Source organism: Bradyrhizobium sp. CCBAU 53415, assembly GCF_028128735.1.
Classification (GTDB): Bacteria; Pseudomonadota; Alphaproteobacteria; order Rhizobiales; family Xanthobacteraceae; genus Bradyrhizobium.
This window is the reverse complement of sequence record NZ_LBJF01000021.1, coordinates 43,809-61,760: the sequence shown is the minus strand read 5'-3', so window position 1 is coordinate 61,760 and position 17,952 is coordinate 43,809. Positions and strand designations below refer to the sequence as shown.

The following is a 17,952-nucleotide window of genomic DNA, read 5'->3' as shown; positions in this document are numbered from 1 at the left end:
TCGGTAAGAGAACTTTTCGCACCAGGGATATCGAGAGCTCCGGGTCGATGCACAGCTCTCATTTCGTCGGAAACTCCACGACCAATCCTTTTGTCATCGCCCCTGCTTCCCATGGCGACGACCTGAAATGGTCCGGACCATGGCAAATCTCTCGAGGGTGAGCATGCATTTGCAGTTCCATCAGGTGCGATACTTCTTGGCCCTCGCAAGGACGCTCAATTTTACGCAAGCGGCAAAGCAATGCAATGTGACTCAGCCGGCACTGACAAAGGCGGTTCACAAGCTGGAGGAAGAGCTCGGCGGAGCGTTGATTCACCGTGAACGTCGTTTCACCCAACTCACCGAGTTGGGCAAGATGGTTCTGCCCACGCTCGAGCAAGTATTTGCCGCCGCGGAGGCGGTACGGCTTCAGGCGCGAAGTTATCAAAAAAAGACAATCGCGAGGCTCAAAATAGGACTGTCGCCATCAATCTCGGCCGCACTCATTACGGAAGTGCTCTGGGAGCTCACCACGACCATCCCTCACCTACGTTTCGATCTGCGCGAAGCCGATGCCCATGGGCTCGTTACGATGCTCTTGGATGGCGAAATCAATGCGGCACTCGTCGGCGACGCTGTGGAGCTGCCTGAGCGTATCGATCGCTGGCCGCTGTTCGAAGAGCGGTACATGCTCGTTCTCCCTCGGGAACATGTAATGGCGAGGAAATCCGTCATCCCGCTACACGACTTGCACGAGTTGATTTTTCTCGAAAGGGTCGGATGCGATGTCGCAAGTAGATTCGTGCAAGCTTGTCTTCTCGACCATCAAGGTCCAAAAATTGTGCACAGCAGCGATCAGGAAAAGCATCTTCAGCAAATGGCGTCCGCCGGTTTTGGAGCCATCCTAGCCCCAGAGCACGCTCCCAGGCTGCCATCGCTCGCCGCTATTCCGATAGAGGGCGATCCCGTCCGGTGCGAGGTGCAGCTCTTGGCCGTGGCGGGGAGGCGGTATTCGCCAGCGCTTGACGCCTTCATCAAAATTGCCCGTGCACGCGATTGGACGGGTGTGCTGGACACAATCCGCAACGCATCTGCACCTGCCTCGAACAACGACAACATTCGCAAGCTCGACGCACAAGCTGCAAGCTCCCTGTTTGAGTCACGGCTCCGAGCCGATCGCTCACGAGATCCTCGGATAATTCGGAGCGAAGATCGGGAAGCACGGAAAGTCCCGCAACCTCATTCAGTCGAGCGGCGGTGACTACTCGCGAGAAACGAGCTAGCTGGGCTGGTGTGTCCCCTCCGGACCGGAGGATCTTGACCAACTTGCCGCTCTTAGCTCGGAACACATAGAGATCGCCGCCGTGCGGGTCTCGCCTGAAGGCTTCCTGCACCAGTAAGGCCAGCGAGTTCATGCCGCAGCGCATGTCTGTATGGCGCCGGTGGCAATCTACACCCGTACGCGCGACGCAATGGAGATCACCGCGGCCGTCCATCTGCCAGCGCCCGCAGACGGTTCGCGTCTGAAAGCTGTAGACGCACCACCGCCGGAGAGAATGAAAACGATAACGATACTGCATTTCTAACTCCGCGCGGACACGAATACTGTCCTCATGCACCTCATCGATACTTGGTGGCAGCACGGGTCGCCCAATCACAACGGTTGGTCTGGGGGCGCCGCCTCTACTCTCGATGTCCCAATAACTCGATCGAGCAGCCCAGCAAGCCGGAGTTGCGTTATGCCCTTTTGCAACGTCACAAAGTCTATCTACTCCTACCTAATCGACTATCCTGTAGCCATCGTCTTGATGGTCGCGCCGTTCCGGATAAACTTTGGCAAGAACAGTCCTGTCGCGCTCTGGTTTTCCGCGGTGACCCGCGCCACGGCGCTGCTGCCGCCGGCTTTCGCGGACTACGCGACGGGGATCGTCCGGATCATTCGTTCCTGGCTGCATCTGTGGGTGGATAGCGCATTGGACGCGATTTCCATCACTGCCCCGTCTACCGGCCATTTTGGCGGGCCTTACGTCTGGTGCTGCTGGATTCTCGCGGTTGCGGTCTTGCTGACGACCTCAGTTCTCCGCGCGGTCAAAGTCGGCACTGTATTGGTGGCCGATCTCGACACGCCGGCTATCAGGTGTCGATCGATTCGACTCTAACGCGGCATGCAGATTTGCCCAAAATAGGTACGTTACGCCGATCGTTGCTGAATAGATCGTAGCCGTCGAGACTACAATCGATACGATTTATATGTCCTCAATCAAAGAAGAAGGCGGCGTGGGTCGGCCGAGATAGCTAGCGCCTACATCCTGCGCGGCGGCGCCTTGCCCGAGCTGTTCGCTTCATCGGGAAGTTGCTTACAACGCTTACGCAGTTGGCGGTTGGGTGGTGATCAAGTAGTTGTCGATAGCGACTTTCTGGACTACCGGACTGATCAAGCGGTGAATTCCGTTCAGAACGGCTGGAGGACCGCCATTTGACTGGACGGCATCCCATCAAGACTAATGTCGGTGGTTACCGACAGTATGTAAGTCGGAGCATGTTCTTGGATCCCCGATTGGCCGCGGTAGACTCCAGGGAAGTGAGGACGGATTTTCAGCACTAAAATCGCTTCTTTCCAGATCGCGGCGCAGCCACTAAGGGCCGCGGCTGCACCCCGGACGGCTTGACGTAACACCATACCACATTTTAGTTCCGCGATCGACAATGAGCGCACAGTAATCCGCGAGAGCCTGTCATGGCATTGGCTGGTTGACTTGCTCTGTCTAAGACCTTGCGCATTGATCGGTTCGCGCGGAAACTATTGGTCGCTTTCGATGAGATAATCTTCCGACTGCCACTATCAACGTCCCATTCCGGTTCGCGAATGTCGTTTCTCATTCCGTCGGCGCTATAAGCTCAAGGGCATGCGATCTCGGCCCGATCCGTTCGACCGACGCAAGAAAGCCAATCCGCGCAGTGCGGCCGAACGGCACCCACGTGCTTTCACTTCATCGAAGAAGGCAGCCTGAACTGGGCAATGCCGGTCGGCCACGTGCATCGATGGGCGCGTGCCGTTCACGGACGAACGCGGATGATTTTCTTCCCGTTGATCCGCTTCGTCTGGTTAAAGGCGGCCACAGCCTCGTGGAGCGGCGAGACGATACCGATGTTCGTCCGCAGCCGTCCGTCTCGCACCCGCTGGACGATCTCACTTAGTTGGGCGCGATCGGACTCGACAACAAAGTCGATTGCCAAGACGTTGGCGGGCCGTGTCTCGCTCGGCCCGACAATGGACACCAGCGTCCCTCCGGCTCTAACCAGCCGCGCGGACCGCTTTCCGATGTCGCCGCCAATAAGATCGAATACCAGATCGAAGTCGCCGACGTCATCCAAGGCGTCGTTCTCGAGGTCGACGAACTCTTGCGCGCCGAAGTCGAGCGCTTTCTGACGATCCGCGGCGCGTCCGGTTCCGATGACGTAGGCACCGGCCTCGCGTGCGAGCTGGGTCACCATCGAACCGACTGCGCCAGCGGCGCCGTGCGCGAGGACGCTCTGGCCCGCCCTGAGGCGACCGTGCTCGAACAGTCCCTGCCATGCAGTCAGGCCCGAGATCGGCAAGCTCGCGCCAACCGTGAAGTCCACGTCGCCCGGCAGCGGCGCGAGATTGCGTGCCTCGACCGCGACGTACTCCGCCAAGGTACCATCGCGGTACCAGTCGGCAAGGCCGAACACTCGCTGCCCGAGCGACAGCCCGGTCGTGCCATAGCCGACGGCGGTGACCACTCCGGCCAACTCGTGCCCGGGGACCGCCGGCGTCCGGTCGCGGTCGCTACGATCAGTCCAGGTCGAGGGCCACGCCAGCTCAGTCCCAACGAATCCTGACGCATGAACCTCAACGACAACGTCGTTTATCGCGGCCTGCGGCTGGGACCGCTCTCCCAGCTTCATTCCGGTCGCTCCCGCGGCCTGGTCGGTCAGTATAATCGCTTTCATCGTCCACCTCTTCGAGTGTGGTATGTCATCATGATTCAATATTTTCGCAGCGGATCGAAAATACGATGTAAAACTCGGTGGTCCAATGACCTGTAGATATGGAATCGATGCCATCGATGCAGCGTGCGAGAAGTCAAAGGTGTGGTACGAGTAGAAACATCTGCTTCTTACGACGAAGCGAAATTGTGAGTGGTTGGGAAGATGATTTCCAGTCCGCATTGGCGTCTTCAGCCATAGGCCGGCACGCTGTGGAGGCCGGCGGGGCCTGGTGACGTCTGCCATAGATCGTCTGCAAGACGTGCGCCGGCGCTGGCGTCGAGGACCGTGTCGGAGCAGCTCTTCCTTCTCGACGAGTAGCCCGAGCGGAACTCTTGATAATCGCCAAAAGTGTTGGCGCGAGTATCGAAACATCGCTTTGCGATGGACTCTTCATCAATCACGCGATCGCGGTAGGCGCGGTCGTCAGGGTGTGGTCGAGAGCGTACAGCTTAGGACAGCTAGAATTGCGAGTGCGTTCATGGCCGGGGCACTCGACATCGAGATCGATTACGCGGCGGCACTGAAGGAGCGCGATACGACATGTTTTCAGTGATTTTCGAGACGCTGCCCAATAGAGAGAACTGGAATGACTATCTCCACAACGTTAAGATACTGCGTCCCGAGCTTGAGCTGGTCGATGGCTTCGTCGACAACGTCCGTTACCGTAGCCTTACCCGCGAGGGCTGGATCCTTTCACTTTCGAGCTGGCGGGATGAGAAGTCGCTCGTGCGCTGGCGCACCTGCAGGTCCCATCGTGAGGTTCAGCAGAAGGGCCGCGACAAAATCCTTGCTGACTACCACCTGCGCATCGGCCAGATCACTGCTGACAATCAAGTGCCGCCGGGGTACGCCCTCTCCGAGCAAAGGCTCGATGAGACAGAAGTCGGCGAGGGAACGACGGTCACTCTGATTAACGCGACTCGCCCCGCGGAATGGAAGCGGACCAACAACGCCTACGAATGCGCCGAGCGGTTCGGCCTGAATCCATGGGCCGCCGAAAGCACGTCCTGGGATATCTTCGATGCTTTCACGCCCGGCGATCTGATTCTGCTCATGTCTTGGAAGAACGCGGCTGCAGCGCAGGCGTACGAAGACACTTCCGTGCTGGATGACAGCGCAAGGGTTCGGAGAGTACGGATTGTACGCGACTACGGAAAGTACGACCGTCGCGAGGCGCCTCAGTATTTCTCAGAGGCCAAGGGCGGCGAGGCCATCCACCCCTAACATTGCTTCGTCCTGGAGGCCGAGCAAAGTGGATCGTGGATTTGCTTCGACCAGCCTCTCGATGCTTGCCCCCCGCTTTGTTGATCTCCGACGACTTGTTGCCACCAGGTCCTGAATGGGGCGTTGGCTTCACCCGGCGTCGTTCCTTAGGAGGCCCTACCCGCCTTGACACGACTGACGAGGCGTCAAGTGCGTACAGAGCCGTCTAATGCCAAGGATGGTGAGGGAACAGCCCTGGCCCTGCGCGATCATTTTAGTCGGTAGCTTGCAACCGACACACCCTCCCATCATTCGGTCCATAAGGATTGTAGCGAACGACCACCTTGGATTGAAATAACGGCGTGTAAAAGTGAGAGACGTGAACGCGTCGCGATTCGTACCGCAAGACGAGTAGTCTCAAACGATGGCTCAGCTCCAACGTTTCGAAGCCACAGCCCGTTGCAAACTCGTTTGCGTCTCGCGGCTTGAGACCAGCCTGCTTGGATCACATGCAACCCCAAACGCCCCTCGGTGCGAATGCGGGGAGGCATTCACGCGCATCATGATGTCCAACGTGTCACGCGCTCCTTACCGTTCTCGTGCACCATCTGTGAACATCTCTCGGGGCTAACCGCACGAACTCGCAGCTTCAGTCGAGCATGCCGCGACGCCATTAAAGGCGGGTTTGCCAACTGAAGGCGGCTTATAACTCGCTGCAGAATAGAAGCGTCGGTCTTACGTCCGATAATGCTCGCATCTTTCCTGGCTACGGCCTCATGTATGCGGCGCGCGCCAATAACGATCGTCTATCGACTTCATGGCGAGAGGTGATTTCCCTCGCCCCCAATGCAAGGTCACTGTTGGACTCGCAAGGTCCCATCAATCTCAGGATCAGGCACTACGATGGCGCGCCGCCGGCTAGGGGCGTTGAACGATACAGATTGGCGCAGAGAGAGAGAGAGAGAGAGAGAAGACGCTGATGTCTCAAGAAGCCTTCGATATCGTCATTGTTGGTGCAGGGGCGGCCGGATGTGTGGTCGCGAGTTATCTTGCCGAACGCACCGATGTTTCGATCGCGCTCATCGAAGCAGGCGACACGGACCGCGATCCGTTCATCCATATTCCTGCCGGATTTGCCAAAATATTGGCCCAAGATCGGCATGTCTGGAAATACGAGACAGTGCCCCAGCACGGCACCAAGCGAGCATATCGCTCAGGCAAGGTGCTCGGCGGTGGTTCCTCGATCAACGCGATGGCCTATGTCCGAGGCCAGAAGCGCGACTTCGCCGCGTGGCAGGCCGCGGTCGGCGATACCGGCAAATGGTCGTACGAAGATCTGCTTCCCGTCTTCATGGCGCAGGAACACAACGACACGTTCCACGACGAATATCACGGCATCAATGGTGGTCTGTCGATCCAGCAGCCCAAGGGCATCAACGAGCTGAACCAATACTGCCTCAAAGCCTTCCAGGAATATGGGGTTCCCTATAACCCCGACTATAACGGCGAGAGCCAGATCGGCGTCTCGCCGGTGCAGTCAACGGTCGGGCACCAGCGGCGGTGCAGCGCAGTCGACGCTTATCTCCGTCGGCACCTCGCTTCGGGCCGCGTCACTCTTCTGACCGGCAAGACCGTTGTTCGCGTCCTCGTCGAGAACAATCGAGTCGTCGGCGTCCAGCTCGTGGATGACGAGATGATCATGGCCGGCGAGGTTGTGCTGTCGGCCGGTTCGGTCCATAGCCCGAAGATCCTCATGCACTCGGGTATCGGGCCACCGGAGCAGCTTCGCCAGCACGGCGTCGCCGTTATCGTCGATTCTCCGGAGGTGGGCGAAAATCTCCAGGACCATGCGATCGTGCCGGTCCGCGCCTATGTAAAGGGCGATCTGGGTTACCAAGCGGCCGCACATGGCCTAGGTAGCGTGAAGGCGGGCCTGCGCTATTTCGTCACCAAGGATGGTCCGGCGGCGGGCAATGGCATCGAGACGGTTTCCCACTGGAATCCGTCGGACTTTACTGCCGAACCTACGATCCAATGCTATCACGTGCCCATCGTCGCAACTGGCGGCGTCAGCCCGACGGGAGACCGTTCCGGCATCACTTTCGAACTCGTGGCGCTTCAGCCCAAGAGCCGTGGCTGGGTGCGGTTGGCCGACAGCCACCCGACGTCGATGCCCCTCATCAATCCGAACTTCATGGGCGAGGAGGAAGACCTGAGGGCCGCAGTGGAATCGGTACGCGCGATCCGCAAGGTTATGGCGCAGGAGTCGTTGGCGCCGGTGATCGAGGAGGAGATCGATCCCGGCCCGCACATCCAATCCGATGCAGAGATCGGCGAATGGGTGAAGGGTGCAGTGGCGACGATGTTTCACCCGGTTGGCACGTGCCGGATGGGGCAGGATGCGCGAGCAGTGGTTGACGCGAGGCTCAGGGTCCGAGGGGTCGACGGCCTCCGGGTAATCGACGCCTCGATCATGCCGAACATCACTAGCGGCAATACCAACGCCCCAACCCAGGCACTCGCGCGCCATGCCGCGGCGATGCTGGTCGAGGATCTCAAACAGTCTTGAGGAGCTCCGGCGCAGGCCGACGTAGGCAGACGTAGATAGTCATTGGGCGGAACCGACCACATCGGGCCAACGTCAAAGCGCCGTCTGCAACTGGGCAGTCTCTACTCGCGAAGCTTTCTTATTCAGAGCCATCCCCGACGAACAACAACACAGCAGCACCTTGAAGGAGAGACCACAATGAGTTTAGAGGACACGAGAAAGCGCCGTGAGGCACCACTCCACACTCCGAGCAATCTCGGCTCCAATGCCACCACAGATATTTCCGCCGCCCTCTCCGTGCTTCTGGCAGAAGTGTTCGCGCTTTACGTCAAGACCAAGAACTTCCATTGGCACATTTCAGGTCCGCACTTCAGGGACTACCACCTTCTTCTTGATGAGCAGGCGGCGCAGATTTTCGCGATGACGGACGACATCGCGGAACGCGCCCGCAAGATCGGCGGCACAACAATTCGCTCGATCGGCCACATCGCCAGAGTGAAACATATCAAGGACAATGACGCCGATTTCGTCACACCTGACGGCATGCTAGCCGAGCTGAAAGAAGACAACCTCGCGCTCAGCCAGCGCCTGCGGCAGACACGTAATATCTGCGACGAACATGGCGATGCAGCTTCAGCTAGCCTGATCGAGAACTGGATCGACGAGGCGGAACGTCGTACATGGTTCCTGTTCGAGGTGACTAGAAGGGCTTGAGAGCAACGTCAGCTCGCGAAATTCGGGCGACCGGATCGACTGGACAAAGCAGAAGCCCTGTGGCCACACACGTTAGCCGTCGGACCGCGCTTGCCGGGCCTCTGTCTGCCCAATCGGGTAGCGTAAGATCTGCTCGACGCCGATACTGAATCCGAAATGCGACGCCGCGAGTCCGAAGTAACAGCGCGTGCGGTAGAACTCAGGGCCATTCGGCTCCCAGAGTAGCTGCCGCCTAACAGGACATTTGCTAACGCGCGTGCGATCAGCGCACGCATCTCGACCGGCCTCACAGAATGGACTGGATACCTGACTTGAATAATACAAATGGATTGCAGGGTCCACGAGACGGGTCGACGCCGGCGACCGACGCTTCAGAGCCTCCCCGCGACCCGGAATTCGACGTCGACCTGTTCGTCATCGGCGGCGGTTCAGGAGGCGTACGGGCCGCGCGCGTTGCAGCAGGGTATGGCGCGAAGGTGATGCTCGCCGAGGAGTACCGGCTGGGAGGGACGTGCGTTATCCGCGGCTGCGTGCCGAAGAAGCTGTTTGTCTACGCGGGCCGCTTCCGCAGCACATTCGACGAGGCTACACAATTCGGTTGGCACTTACCGGTTCCTCGCTTCGACTGGCCGTCGCTCGTGGCGGCGAAGGACCGCGAGATTGCACGTCTGGAAGGGCTGTATGGCGTCGGCCAAGAACGTGCAGGCGTCGGGGTCGTGAGGTCTCGCGCTGTGCTCGACGACGCGCATACGGTGCGCCTCCTCCAGGACGGTCGCCGCGTGCGGGCGCGCACGATTTTGATCGCAACAGGCGCACGCCCCGCACTGCCTCCCTTCGAGGGCATTGAGCTCGGTATCACCTCGGATGACGTCTTCGACATGAAGACATTCCCCAGGAAGCTTGTCGTTGGGGGCGCCGGATACATTGCAATGGAGTTCGCCGGTCTGTTCGCCGCGTTGGGAAGTGACGTCACCGTCGTCTGCCGCGGAAGCAATGTCCTGCGCGGCTTTGACGAGGATGTGCGCCAAGCGATAGCCGGGTCCTACACGAATCATGGCATTAAGCTGATGTTTTGCGACAGCATCTGCCGCCTCAAGAGACGTGACGGGGACGTTGGCGGTGGCGACGACGCAGGAAGGATAGACGTTACGACCGAACGGGGCGGGAGGCTGGTCGCCGACCAGGTACTGCTCGCCTTCGGGCGCGCTCCGAACACGAATTCGCTCGGACTCGACCGCGCCGGGGTCAGGACTGCGGCAGACGGCTGAATCATCGTAGACGCTAACTCGCGCACGAACATCGATAATATCTACGCTGTGGGCGATGTGTCGAACCAATTCAACTTAACTCCCGTCGCTATCCGCGAAGGCCAAGCGTTCGCCGACACGGTGTTCGGCAAAAAGGCTTGGCAGGTCGACTACTCCAATATACCAACCGCGGTCTTCTCCAGCCCGGAGATCGGCACTGTTGGTCTGACGGAGTTGGAAGCCAGAGCTCAGTACCTCGCAGTCGACGTCTACAAGGTCCGCTTCCGCCCGCTGAAGGCGGCCGTAACGGGGGATTGCGAGGCCTCTCTTCTGAAGGTCGTCGTGGATAGCGAGTCTGACCGGATCCTCGGGATCCATATCTTCGCTCACGAGGCCAGCGAGTTGATCCAGGTGCTCGCGATCGCCATGGGCAGCGGAGCAACCATGAAAGACTTCATGTCGGTCATGGCGGTGCATCCAACAGTTGGCGAGGAGATCGTCGGAATGCGTACGCCGACCGTGCGTTACGATCGGCGCGACGCCGCATCACTCGTCTCAAGCGCCGCTGTTTGATTCAGCCGCAGCTGGCTCGGAAGGACCCGCTCGGAGCGTCGCGGGACGTTGCGCTTCCTAAATGCTAAAAGCTTAGAGCGACCGCGAAACAATCGATAAGGTCGGGCCGCCTCCATAGGGTCGAGAGCGCTGCGGGCTTGTGCCGCTTGCCCAAACCAGCCACTCGTTGAGCCGGCTCGCTTGCTTACGTCCGAACATCTGAAATCTCCGATCCAGGTCCATAATTCCCTTTTGTTCGACCCGACACTCGATCCTGCCAAGGTAGTCCGCTCCTGAAGGAACGGATAAGCGCATCAGCTGGTACTTTTGACACGAGCAAAGGCGAGCAAGACCAATCGCCATTTCGCTGGCTCATGGCGAGGCGCGAGTGGAATGGAAACGATAACGATCCGTCATTTCTAATGTTTGGCGTTCCGGCATACCTTTCGGTGCGTCTAACCGGACTCGCGACCGTTGTGCACAGTGCCCGCCGCCATGGGGAGGTCCCATCGTCCTCTTGGATGGGGGTAATCTCCTCGTCGCAAGGGCCGCCCCCAGCAATCGCGCAGGAGTCACCGATGTCATTTCGCTTCATCACCAAGTCTTTCCACGCATATCTGATAGACTATCCCGTCGCGTTCGTCTTAGTCGCGGCGCCGTTCGTGCTGAAGCTGGGCCAGAGTGGACCGTTCGCAATGTGGCTTTCGGTTGTTGTCGGTGTCGCCGCGCTGCTCATGGCCGCCATGACCGACCATCCCACCGGGTTGGTCCGCATCATTCCTTATTGGCTGCACCTTTGGGTCGATCGTGCAGTCGGCGTTGTATTTGCTATCGTGCCGTTTGCCTTTAAATTCGCTCAGCTAGATGCCCAGTACTACTGGCTCCTCGCCGCCGCTATCCTGCTCACGACTTCAGTTTTTAACGTGCCTGAGGAGTCAGTTGTGACGCCTTCGGGATTGTATCGGCGGCACAGCAGTTGAACTCCCCATCAAGGTCGAGGGGGATCGCGGCATCTCCGTCGCAATGGGTCAGCACCTCGAAAATACAGGATCCGCCCCAGTTCGTTTTGTGGCAACGTTTAAGAGGAGCTCCCTCACCGGAGGTCAATGACGCGGCAGGAGCTTGTCGTAGCGCATCTGGAGTTGCTGACGAGCGATGGTGCACTTCTGAAGACCAAAGACTCTCGTGGGGTTCCTAGATGGAGCAGCACGCAACGCTATCCCTCCGCTCATCCGTTTGCGGCGGGTGCCCGGATCTCGGTCAATAAAGCGTCCAACGAGCCTCCATGATTTCACTTGAGTTGCCGCGCGACTGAGGTGCGCGACTTGCTGCACAGGTCTGCGAGATTGGGCAGCTACTATGCGCTGGCCGACAGATGTCGGTCAATCCGTTTCGAATTATTGACCCTTCTTCTGAGGCGCAGCTCGGCTGGCAGCCTTCAGCTGTAGACTTTGGCAGCATTCCACGACAGGTTCATCGAGGTGTTGCTTCGCGGGTGCGCTACGCGGATTGGGAGACACGCGCAAGCTACTCTGATTAGACACATTAGATCGACTTCTGTTTTGACTTCGAACCGATTTTGGGTCCCATAGCTGCGCTAAGTCCGGCCTGGGTGATCCGAAATCTCCCCCACCCACTCAGAACTATCCATCTGTGATCGCCGGCAAACCCAATTCCGCGCTCGGATTCGTAATCATTGAGACCTGCCTCTGTGAGCCACGACTGTGCCATAGCGTCTGTGATATCGATATCCGGTCCGCACCCATGGTCGATGAGAACCCGCATCACACGCAAAGCTTCTTGTTCTTCCATTCCCGTGCTCCTAATTCCCGTGCGGTCAGGTACCGCCGGGTCGTGCGCCTGCCTTGCCACTTCGGACAGCGTAGTCCTGCAAAAGGGACACAAATGCGCGTCTCGTCTACCAGCCCTAACGAATGTTGGAGAAACTGAAGGATACCTAACTCGTCTCGACTCCGCATGCGAAGTTAATGACGGGTCCTCGAGGCCAAATGTGACGGATTCGCTTGAGCAAGCAGATCGGCGAGTTGGGGGGCCAACTGCAACAAACCTTGGCAACCAGCCATTTCTGGCGTGGCATCGCAGATAACTATCGGTTCCCATGCACCAACGATTTGCTGTTCGGAGTGCCAATATTCAGTAGTTGCCGCTCGTACTCGCGCTCGATCAAGCTCCAGCAATGGCAGGAGATCTGCGCCAGCCGAAAAGCGTCGCGGACGACGAGGCAGCCACGCATCATTTCGATAAGCCCATCCCTCCTGAGTTGAAGAAGGCAGTCCGTAACGCCAGCACGACGCACTCCGAGAAGCTGAGCAAGCACTTGGTGTGTGAGAGGGATCTCGTCAGATCCCAAGGCATTGCGAGCGAGCAGGAGCCATCGCGCAAGGCGCTGCTGTAGTTGATGGGACGTACTACATGCCCCTGATTGGGCGATCTGAATAAGCACGGAAGCGATATAGGCATGCACCACGCTGCGGAAAGTCGGCAGCCGAGCAATCGCCTCCTGAAATCGATCCACCGTGAGTCGATTAGCCTCGCCGGCGACCTGCACAATTCGACGGTGCATCGGCTGCGTTTTTGCCGTCAACGCGAGATGTATTCCCGCTAGCCCTTCTGAACCGATCAACCACACCTCAACGAACTCTTGCGGCCCCACCTTGGCACCGACCGACACAAGACCACTCTCAATGAAATAGACGTGTTGCATGCGAACGCCGTAGCGATGAAGAACTTGCCGCCTCGTAAGCGGCACCTCTTCAGAGAGCAACAGAACGTGCTCGAGTTCATCAGGTGGGAGCAGACGTAGTAATCTGTTGCGCACTTCATACATCAGATTCAACGTCCTAATACTTTCTGAGAAACGGAGCTATCCGACTGTACGTTTTCGTACCAAAAAAGATGAGACGGAAGGCGACGTAACGCTCGCGGATCAGCTGCTCGGGCTTGGTGACGGACGGGGACGTGGATTGTGCCGCTACCAGACCTGCGTGTGCGAGGATGGTGCACGACAAGTCGACCGTAGCAGCGGCGTCATGATCAAGATGGTCAAGGTCGACGCATCGGCACGCGCAACATCGAGTGGTCCACGGCGGCAACGGAGTCTCTGCAGTTGGCGTCAGTTGAGTTCTCGGCTATGGCACCTGCGGATCGCGGCGGCAATAACGATCGTTTATCGACTCTATAGCGGGACGTGATTTCCCTCGGCAGCGCTAAACGGTCATTCTCGTCGGTGGTGGACAGTTAGTATCAACACGAATAGGGGCCGCCATGAAGATTTAAGTGGGAAGCGTGGCAATTGATATTCCTCTCGCACTGCCGCAGACCTCCGCTAAATCGTCTGCTGCACCGATTAACACCGGTTCGATCAAGGTGACGGCACCGGCCGTGACAACGGACGTGCGCTATTGGGCGCATCGGGGTCATCCCGATGCTTCCTGGTGAGGCTATCTCGCCGATAGTTCGAATTGGGCCAATCCATTCTATGATTCATATCATGGAGCAGACCGCTACCGATATTACACTTCAAGCTTCCCGCACCACACACCACACCTCGGCGCTTTTGCGACGGCGTCCTGGACCGATACGCCGACGTGTCCGCCATATGGATAAACTTCCCTGCGTTCTCCTGAGGAGAGATGCTGAAATGAACAAGGCTGCAGAACCCCGGCCGGCCAATCGACGGGATGTCGCATGGGCAATTTAGCGAACTGGCTTTATCTTATCGGGTCGCTGTGCTTTGTTCTTGGTACAGTGATCAACATGCTTCCGGTTTGAGGAAGGCGAACGCCTGTTTGAACAGTTTCAGCCTTCCGCGGTCATGCGCACTGGTTCTTGGGTCATTCTCGACGGAGCCAGGCGGTCCGGCCTGCCAATTGCTGTCCACTGAAGCGACATGACCCTTGCACGTAGGTGAAACGACGCGAAGGTCAAAACTCGAAATTAGCCCCAGTGCAAAGTCGATGGAGGCGTTGAGTGCCCTCATCGGTCACCTCGCTCCACCCCGCGATCTCGCACGTGCTCTCGATGAAGAGCACCGTCGATAGCAGCCGCGGACCAATGCGGCTCTCCCATCACTGGGAACGGCCCGGATGGTCAATCGTATCCTTTGGTATGGTCGTTTCAGACAAATGCAGTGCGCAGATCGACCTCAGTGTAATGGTCCGGACCATCTTTCCTGAATAGGCTTGGATAAGAGGGAACAGTCGTCTGGAACTCGCGTACGGGAAGGGCCGAAAGGAAAGAGTGATGGGCTGGATGTTCGACAACGTCGAACGTTTGATCGCCCGGCTGCAGAAGCCGGCCAATCGATGTGAGCCCCTCACCTCGGACGATGCAACGACGGCCCTACGCCACACTCTTCAACCCGGCGACGTCCTGCTGGTCGAGGGCAAAGGTCGTCTTTCCAGCAGCATCAAATATATCACTCAGTCGACATGGTCGCATTCGGCGTTGTACGTCGGACCGATATCGGGCGCCACAAATGGCGGCGAGCCGCACGTCCTGATTGAAGCCAACATCGACGAAGGGGTCGTGTCGGCCCCTCTGTCTAAGTATTTGCATTGCCAAACCCGCATATGCCGGCCAGTCGGCCTAAGCGATGCGGACCGCGAACAGGTCTGCCGTTACGCATTCGAACGGATAGGTCTCGGCTACGATTTCAAAAACGTCATCGACCTCATGCGCTATCTATTCCCTTGTCCATTCACGCAACGTTGGCGTCAACGAACCATCGCGCTCGGCTCCGGCGATTCGCGTCGGATCATCTGTTCGTCTCTGATTGCGCAGGCATTCGACTCCGTGCGTTACCCGATCCTGCCCAACATCACGCACATGGAGAACAAGTCCGGGCGGTGCGAGATCGCCGAGATCCGTCATTCGTCTCTATATGCGCCGCGCGACTTCGATCTATCGCCCTACTTCATGGTGGTGAAGCCCACACTACCTGCCGGCTTCAACTATAAAAACATGCGCTGGGCAGATCTCGAAGTTGACGCCGCACAGGCCACACTTGCGCCCGAGATAGAACGCGGGATCGCGGCAATGGTACAGCCCGACATTTCGTAGGGTGAGGGCCAGACTATTGACTTCGGACTCGGTTGTGCTGTTGTCATTAGTCGCCATCGTGCTCTTTCAATAGGCTTGAACTCCGACTACCGCTCATCGGCAAATTCTTCGCTGCTCTCAAGCAAGCACGACCGGTTCGGAATAGCGCGCCATGACCAGCGGCTACTGACGCGTCGGCAGCTCTTAACCCCGCGCCCGGAGAGAGCTGGGGTCTTTTCCGCTCCAAGGATTGGGGCGGCTTCAGCCGTTTCGCCCACCGTGCGCCGCACGCCGAACGTTTCGGCCGCCCTAGCCCTGATCGCCCTCGTCGGGCTAAACACCGGGAGGCGTGAAGCTCACCGCCTTGTGGGGCTCGCCACTCATTCGGTTTTCGCATAAGTTGGATCCGGGACTAAGCTCGAACATAACCAATCTCTGCGCAAAGACGAGATGACTGATCGCCTCCTTGCTCTAACACTCTTTGTCCGTGTCGCACATACCGGTAGCTTCTCGCGTGCCGGCAAGGATCTCGGACTTTCGCAACCTTCGGCGTCCCGACACATCGCGTCGCTCGAACGCGAGGTAGGCGCGGCCCTCTTCGCGAGATCGACAAGGGCCGTTGTGCTCACCGAAGCCGGGGCGGACTACCTCGCGAAGGTCGAGCCCGCGCTCGCCATTCTGGAAGAAGCAACCCAAGCCATTCACGGCAAGGGCGTACTTCGCGGCGTGCTCCGGATAGGGTTGTCGCCTAGCATGGCGATCCGGGAGGTCATACCGCGACTTCCCGCCTTCATTTCGAAGCACCCTGCGCTGCGGATCGATTTGGCGATGGACGACGGTCGCCAAGACCTTATCAGGAGCGCGATCGACGTCGCGATCCGGTCCGGAAAGTTGGAGGATTCCTCCGCGACTCTAAGACGGGTAGGATCAAATCCTCTACTCATCGCCGCCTCGCCGGCCTATCTGAAGCGGGCAGGCTACCCGAAAACGCCGAACGATCTGTCCGGACATCCCGTGTTGATTGGTGTCCCGGGCTCGAATGGCATCTGTTGCTTCGAGAAGAACGGAAGAACCGTTTCCATAAAGGTGGAAGCTCCTCTGTCGGGGAACATCAACGAAGCGGCCGTGGCTGGCGGCGTCGCCGGAATCGGGATCGTTGCCTGCAGTCTCTGGGGCTGTCGCGCCGAACTCAAGTCGGGTGCGTTAGTGCAGATCCTCAAGGATTGGAACATGGGCGCCGCCGACGTAAACGCCATATTCCCGGCCGGACGCGGAGCGAAACTCGCGGCGCGCGCGTTCGTTGAACATTTTGCTAAGAGCCTCAAGACCAATCCGTGAGTCCCGCCGTGCGTCGGCCTGTCGTCGTTCGCATAGCGTGAAATCGCGGAATGCGCCGAGCATCCGACGAGAGCACGTGGCGCACGCGTTTCACTGTGACTCCTTAAAAAGCCACCTAAATGCGTTGCGCAGCTCAGCGGCGCCGTTTGCGTCGTGCCAACGGGCGTGCGCGAAGATAATGCGCTCGGGCTCCCAGGACAGCATCGTCTGGACCTCCACCTCCAGTTCATGCCGGTGCTGCAACGTGAAATTAGCCGCAGATCACGCGACACGCCGCTGTACGGCGGTGCGATGCCGCCGATCGGCGAGCGCGTGCAATCAATCATCTGGTGCGGTCGGGAGCCGCAGGCGTCCGGGCCGGCGCAGGCGCTCGATCGCGAACGCCGCGCGTCCCGGTCCACTACCTTAGGGGAACGCCAGGCCGAAAGCGGCCGGATCCGGCTTCTCGCCGTCCCGGGGGACCAAGAAGCGCTCCAGCCCACCCGGCACGAAGCTGACCAGCAGGATCGCCTGATCGCCGACCACCTCGACCGTATGCGGCACATCGCGGGGAAGAGCCGCGTAGGCGCCCGGCCCCACCTCGACGCGGGTATCGCCGATCCGCGCGATTAGCTTCCCCTGCACCACGTAGAGCAGCTCGTCCTCGCGCGTGTGGGTGTGCAGCGGCGGCTCCTCACCGGCCCGCAGCGTCCACAGGACAGTGCCATATTCGCCTCCGGACTGGCTGCTCTCCACTTTCAGCTCGATGCTCGAATCCGCACTGAACTTCACCGTCTTGCCGCCCCCGGGCGGCGTGAGAACCGGCTGCTTTACTGGCATTTATGGCCTCCTGATTGTGGACCTTCTTCGAGTCGGAGTGGCGGCGTAAGCAATGGCGCGCACTCTGCGAACAAGTTTGAGGGTGTCGCCGCCGCCGGATAAAGGGAAATGCCCTGTGATTATCTATCCGATAACCATTTATCATCGATCTCAATTCAGATGTGATCGCATCGCGGCGGTTTTGCCTGCTGCGTTGCGCATCTTCAATCAGAGTTCTGTCCATCACGCTCAGATTCTCCCGCGACCTGTCCATGCACTTGACGAAAGGCGCGGAGAAAGCTGCTGCCGCTCCCATAATCGGCGGCGCGATCTACTTAACTGAAAATAATCTCACGGCGAGCATGTCGGCCGCACTCTTTCATCCATTTGACGGAGCGCCGACTGCCAATCATCCGTCCCCCCATCCCCGAAACCATAGATAGCGCTGGTGAGTTCGTTGTTTACCCTGTGGTTCAACTCACACCACCGCCGCAGCGG

11 protein-coding genes and 2 pseudogenes are annotated in these 17,952 nt (G+C 58.8%); 9 read left to right on the top strand and 4 right to left on the bottom strand.

Annotated elements, in window-relative coordinates; genetic code table 11:
- Window positions 1–163 precede the first annotated feature (163 nt).
- Complete coding sequence (locus tag XH87_RS13650; RefSeq protein ID WP_271587672.1) at window positions 164–1,240, top strand: LysR family transcriptional regulator; 1,077 nt, start codon at window positions 164–166, stop codon at window positions 1,238–1,240.
- 52 nt (window positions 1,241–1,292) lie between these two features.
- Here XH87_RS13650 and tnpB read toward each other — a convergent pair.
- A pseudogene (gene tnpB / locus XH87_RS36760) lies at window positions 1,293–1,475 on the bottom strand (IS66 family insertion sequence element accessory protein TnpB); the annotation flags it as partial.
- 243 nt (window positions 1,476–1,718) lie between these two features.
- Here tnpB and XH87_RS13645 point away from each other — a divergent pair.
- Window positions 1,719–2,138 (top strand): hypothetical protein, encoded by a 420-nt coding sequence (locus XH87_RS13645; protein WP_271587671.1) that lies wholly within the window; start codon window positions 1,719–1,721, stop codon window positions 2,136–2,138.
- Window positions 2,139–3,036: 898 nt separating this feature from the next.
- Here the strand turns inward: XH87_RS13645 and XH87_RS13640 are convergent.
- The gene (locus XH87_RS13640; protein ID WP_271587670.1) at window positions 3,037–3,954 is read right to left on the bottom strand and encodes an NADP-dependent oxidoreductase; all 918 of its coding nucleotides are present in this window, start codon (window positions 3,952–3,954) and stop codon (window positions 3,037–3,039) included.
- Between the two features lie 579 nt (window positions 3,955–4,533).
- Here XH87_RS13640 and XH87_RS13635 point away from each other — a divergent pair.
- The 5 genes and pseudogenes from XH87_RS13635 to XH87_RS13615 all read left to right on the top strand — a co-directional run bounded on the left by XH87_RS13635 (window position 4,534) and on the right by XH87_RS13615 (window position 11,237).
- Complete coding sequence (locus XH87_RS13635; protein WP_271587669.1) at window positions 4,534–5,217, top strand: antibiotic biosynthesis monooxygenase family protein; 684 nt, start codon at window positions 4,534–4,536, stop codon at window positions 5,215–5,217.
- A gap of 958 nt (window positions 5,218–6,175) precedes the next feature.
- On the top strand, window positions 6,176–7,765 hold the full coding sequence (locus tag XH87_RS13630; protein WP_271587668.1) for a GMC family oxidoreductase: 1,590 nt from the start codon (window positions 6,176–6,178) through the stop codon (window positions 7,763–7,765).
- Between the two features lie 177 nt (window positions 7,766–7,942).
- Window positions 7,943–8,458: a Dps family protein gene (locus XH87_RS13625; RefSeq protein WP_271587667.1), complete on the top strand. Its 516-nt coding sequence runs from the start codon at window positions 7,943–7,945 to the stop codon at window positions 8,456–8,458.
- A 407-nt stretch (window positions 8,459–8,865) separates the two neighbouring features.
- A pseudogene (gene gorA, locus XH87_RS13620) lies at window positions 8,866–10,278 on the top strand (glutathione-disulfide reductase).
- A 557-nt stretch (window positions 10,279–10,835) separates the two neighbouring features.
- Window positions 10,836–11,237 (top strand): SPW repeat domain-containing protein, encoded by a 402-nt coding sequence (locus tag XH87_RS13615; RefSeq protein ID WP_271587666.1) that lies wholly within the window; start codon window positions 10,836–10,838, stop codon window positions 11,235–11,237.
- Window positions 11,238–12,364: 1,127 nt separating this feature from the next.
- On the opposite strand, the gene XH87_RS13610 is transcribed toward XH87_RS13615, so the two are convergent.
- Window positions 12,365–13,105, bottom strand: coding sequence for a Crp/Fnr family transcriptional regulator (locus XH87_RS13610; RefSeq protein WP_271587665.1), 741 nt, complete (start codon window positions 13,103–13,105; stop codon window positions 12,365–12,367).
- Window positions 13,106–14,520: 1,415 nt separating this feature from the next.
- Here XH87_RS13610 and XH87_RS13605 point away from each other — a divergent pair.
- Both XH87_RS13605 and XH87_RS13600 read left to right on the top strand, forming a co-directional pair.
- The gene (locus XH87_RS13605; protein WP_271587664.1) at window positions 14,521–15,339 is read left to right on the top strand and encodes a YiiX/YebB-like N1pC/P60 family cysteine hydrolase; all 819 of its coding nucleotides are present in this window, start codon (window positions 14,521–14,523) and stop codon (window positions 15,337–15,339) included.
- A gap of 429 nt (window positions 15,340–15,768) precedes the next feature.
- On the top strand, window positions 15,769–16,656 hold the full coding sequence (locus XH87_RS13600) for a LysR family transcriptional regulator (RefSeq protein WP_271587663.1): 888 nt from the start codon (window positions 15,769–15,771) through the stop codon (window positions 16,654–16,656).
- Window positions 16,657–17,061: 405 nt separating this feature from the next.
- Here XH87_RS13600 and XH87_RS13595 read toward each other — a convergent pair whose 3' ends face one another.
- Window positions 17,062–17,475 (bottom strand): cupin domain-containing protein, encoded by a 414-nt coding sequence (locus tag XH87_RS13595; protein ID WP_271587662.1) that lies wholly within the window; start codon window positions 17,473–17,475, stop codon window positions 17,062–17,064.
- Window positions 17,476–17,952 lie beyond the last annotated feature (477 nt).

Bases quoted from the DNA above. Each gene is read 5' to 3' on its own strand.
- XH87_RS13650 (WP_271587672.1), top strand. From the start codon at position 164: ATGCATTTGCAGTTCCATCAGGTGCGATACTTCTTGGCCCTCGCAAGG.
- XH87_RS13645 (WP_271587671.1), top strand. From the start codon at position 1,719: ATGCCCTTTTGCAACGTCACAAAGTCTATCTACTCCTACCTAATCGAC.
- XH87_RS13640 (WP_271587670.1), bottom strand. From the start codon at position 3,954: ATGAAAGCGATTATACTGACCGACCAGGCCGCGGGAGCGACCGGAATG.
- XH87_RS13635 (WP_271587669.1), top strand. From the start codon at position 4,534: ATGTTTTCAGTGATTTTCGAGACGCTGCCCAATAGAGAGAACTGGAAT.
- XH87_RS13630 (WP_271587668.1), top strand. From the start codon at position 6,176: ATGTCTCAAGAAGCCTTCGATATCGTCATTGTTGGTGCAGGGGCGGCC.
- XH87_RS13625 (WP_271587667.1), top strand. From the start codon at position 7,943: ATGAGTTTAGAGGACACGAGAAAGCGCCGTGAGGCACCACTCCACACT.
- XH87_RS13615 (WP_271587666.1), top strand. From the start codon at position 10,836: ATGTCATTTCGCTTCATCACCAAGTCTTTCCACGCATATCTGATAGAC.
- XH87_RS13610 (WP_271587665.1), bottom strand. From the start codon at position 13,105: ATGTATGAAGTGCGCAACAGATTACTACGTCTGCTCCCACCTGATGAA.
- XH87_RS13605 (WP_271587664.1), top strand. From the start codon at position 14,521: ATGGGCTGGATGTTCGACAACGTCGAACGTTTGATCGCCCGGCTGCAG.
- XH87_RS13600 (WP_271587663.1), top strand. From the start codon at position 15,769: ATGACTGATCGCCTCCTTGCTCTAACACTCTTTGTCCGTGTCGCACAT.
- XH87_RS13595 (WP_271587662.1), bottom strand. From the start codon at position 17,475: ATGCCAGTAAAGCAGCCGGTTCTCACGCCGCCCGGGGGCGGCAAGACG.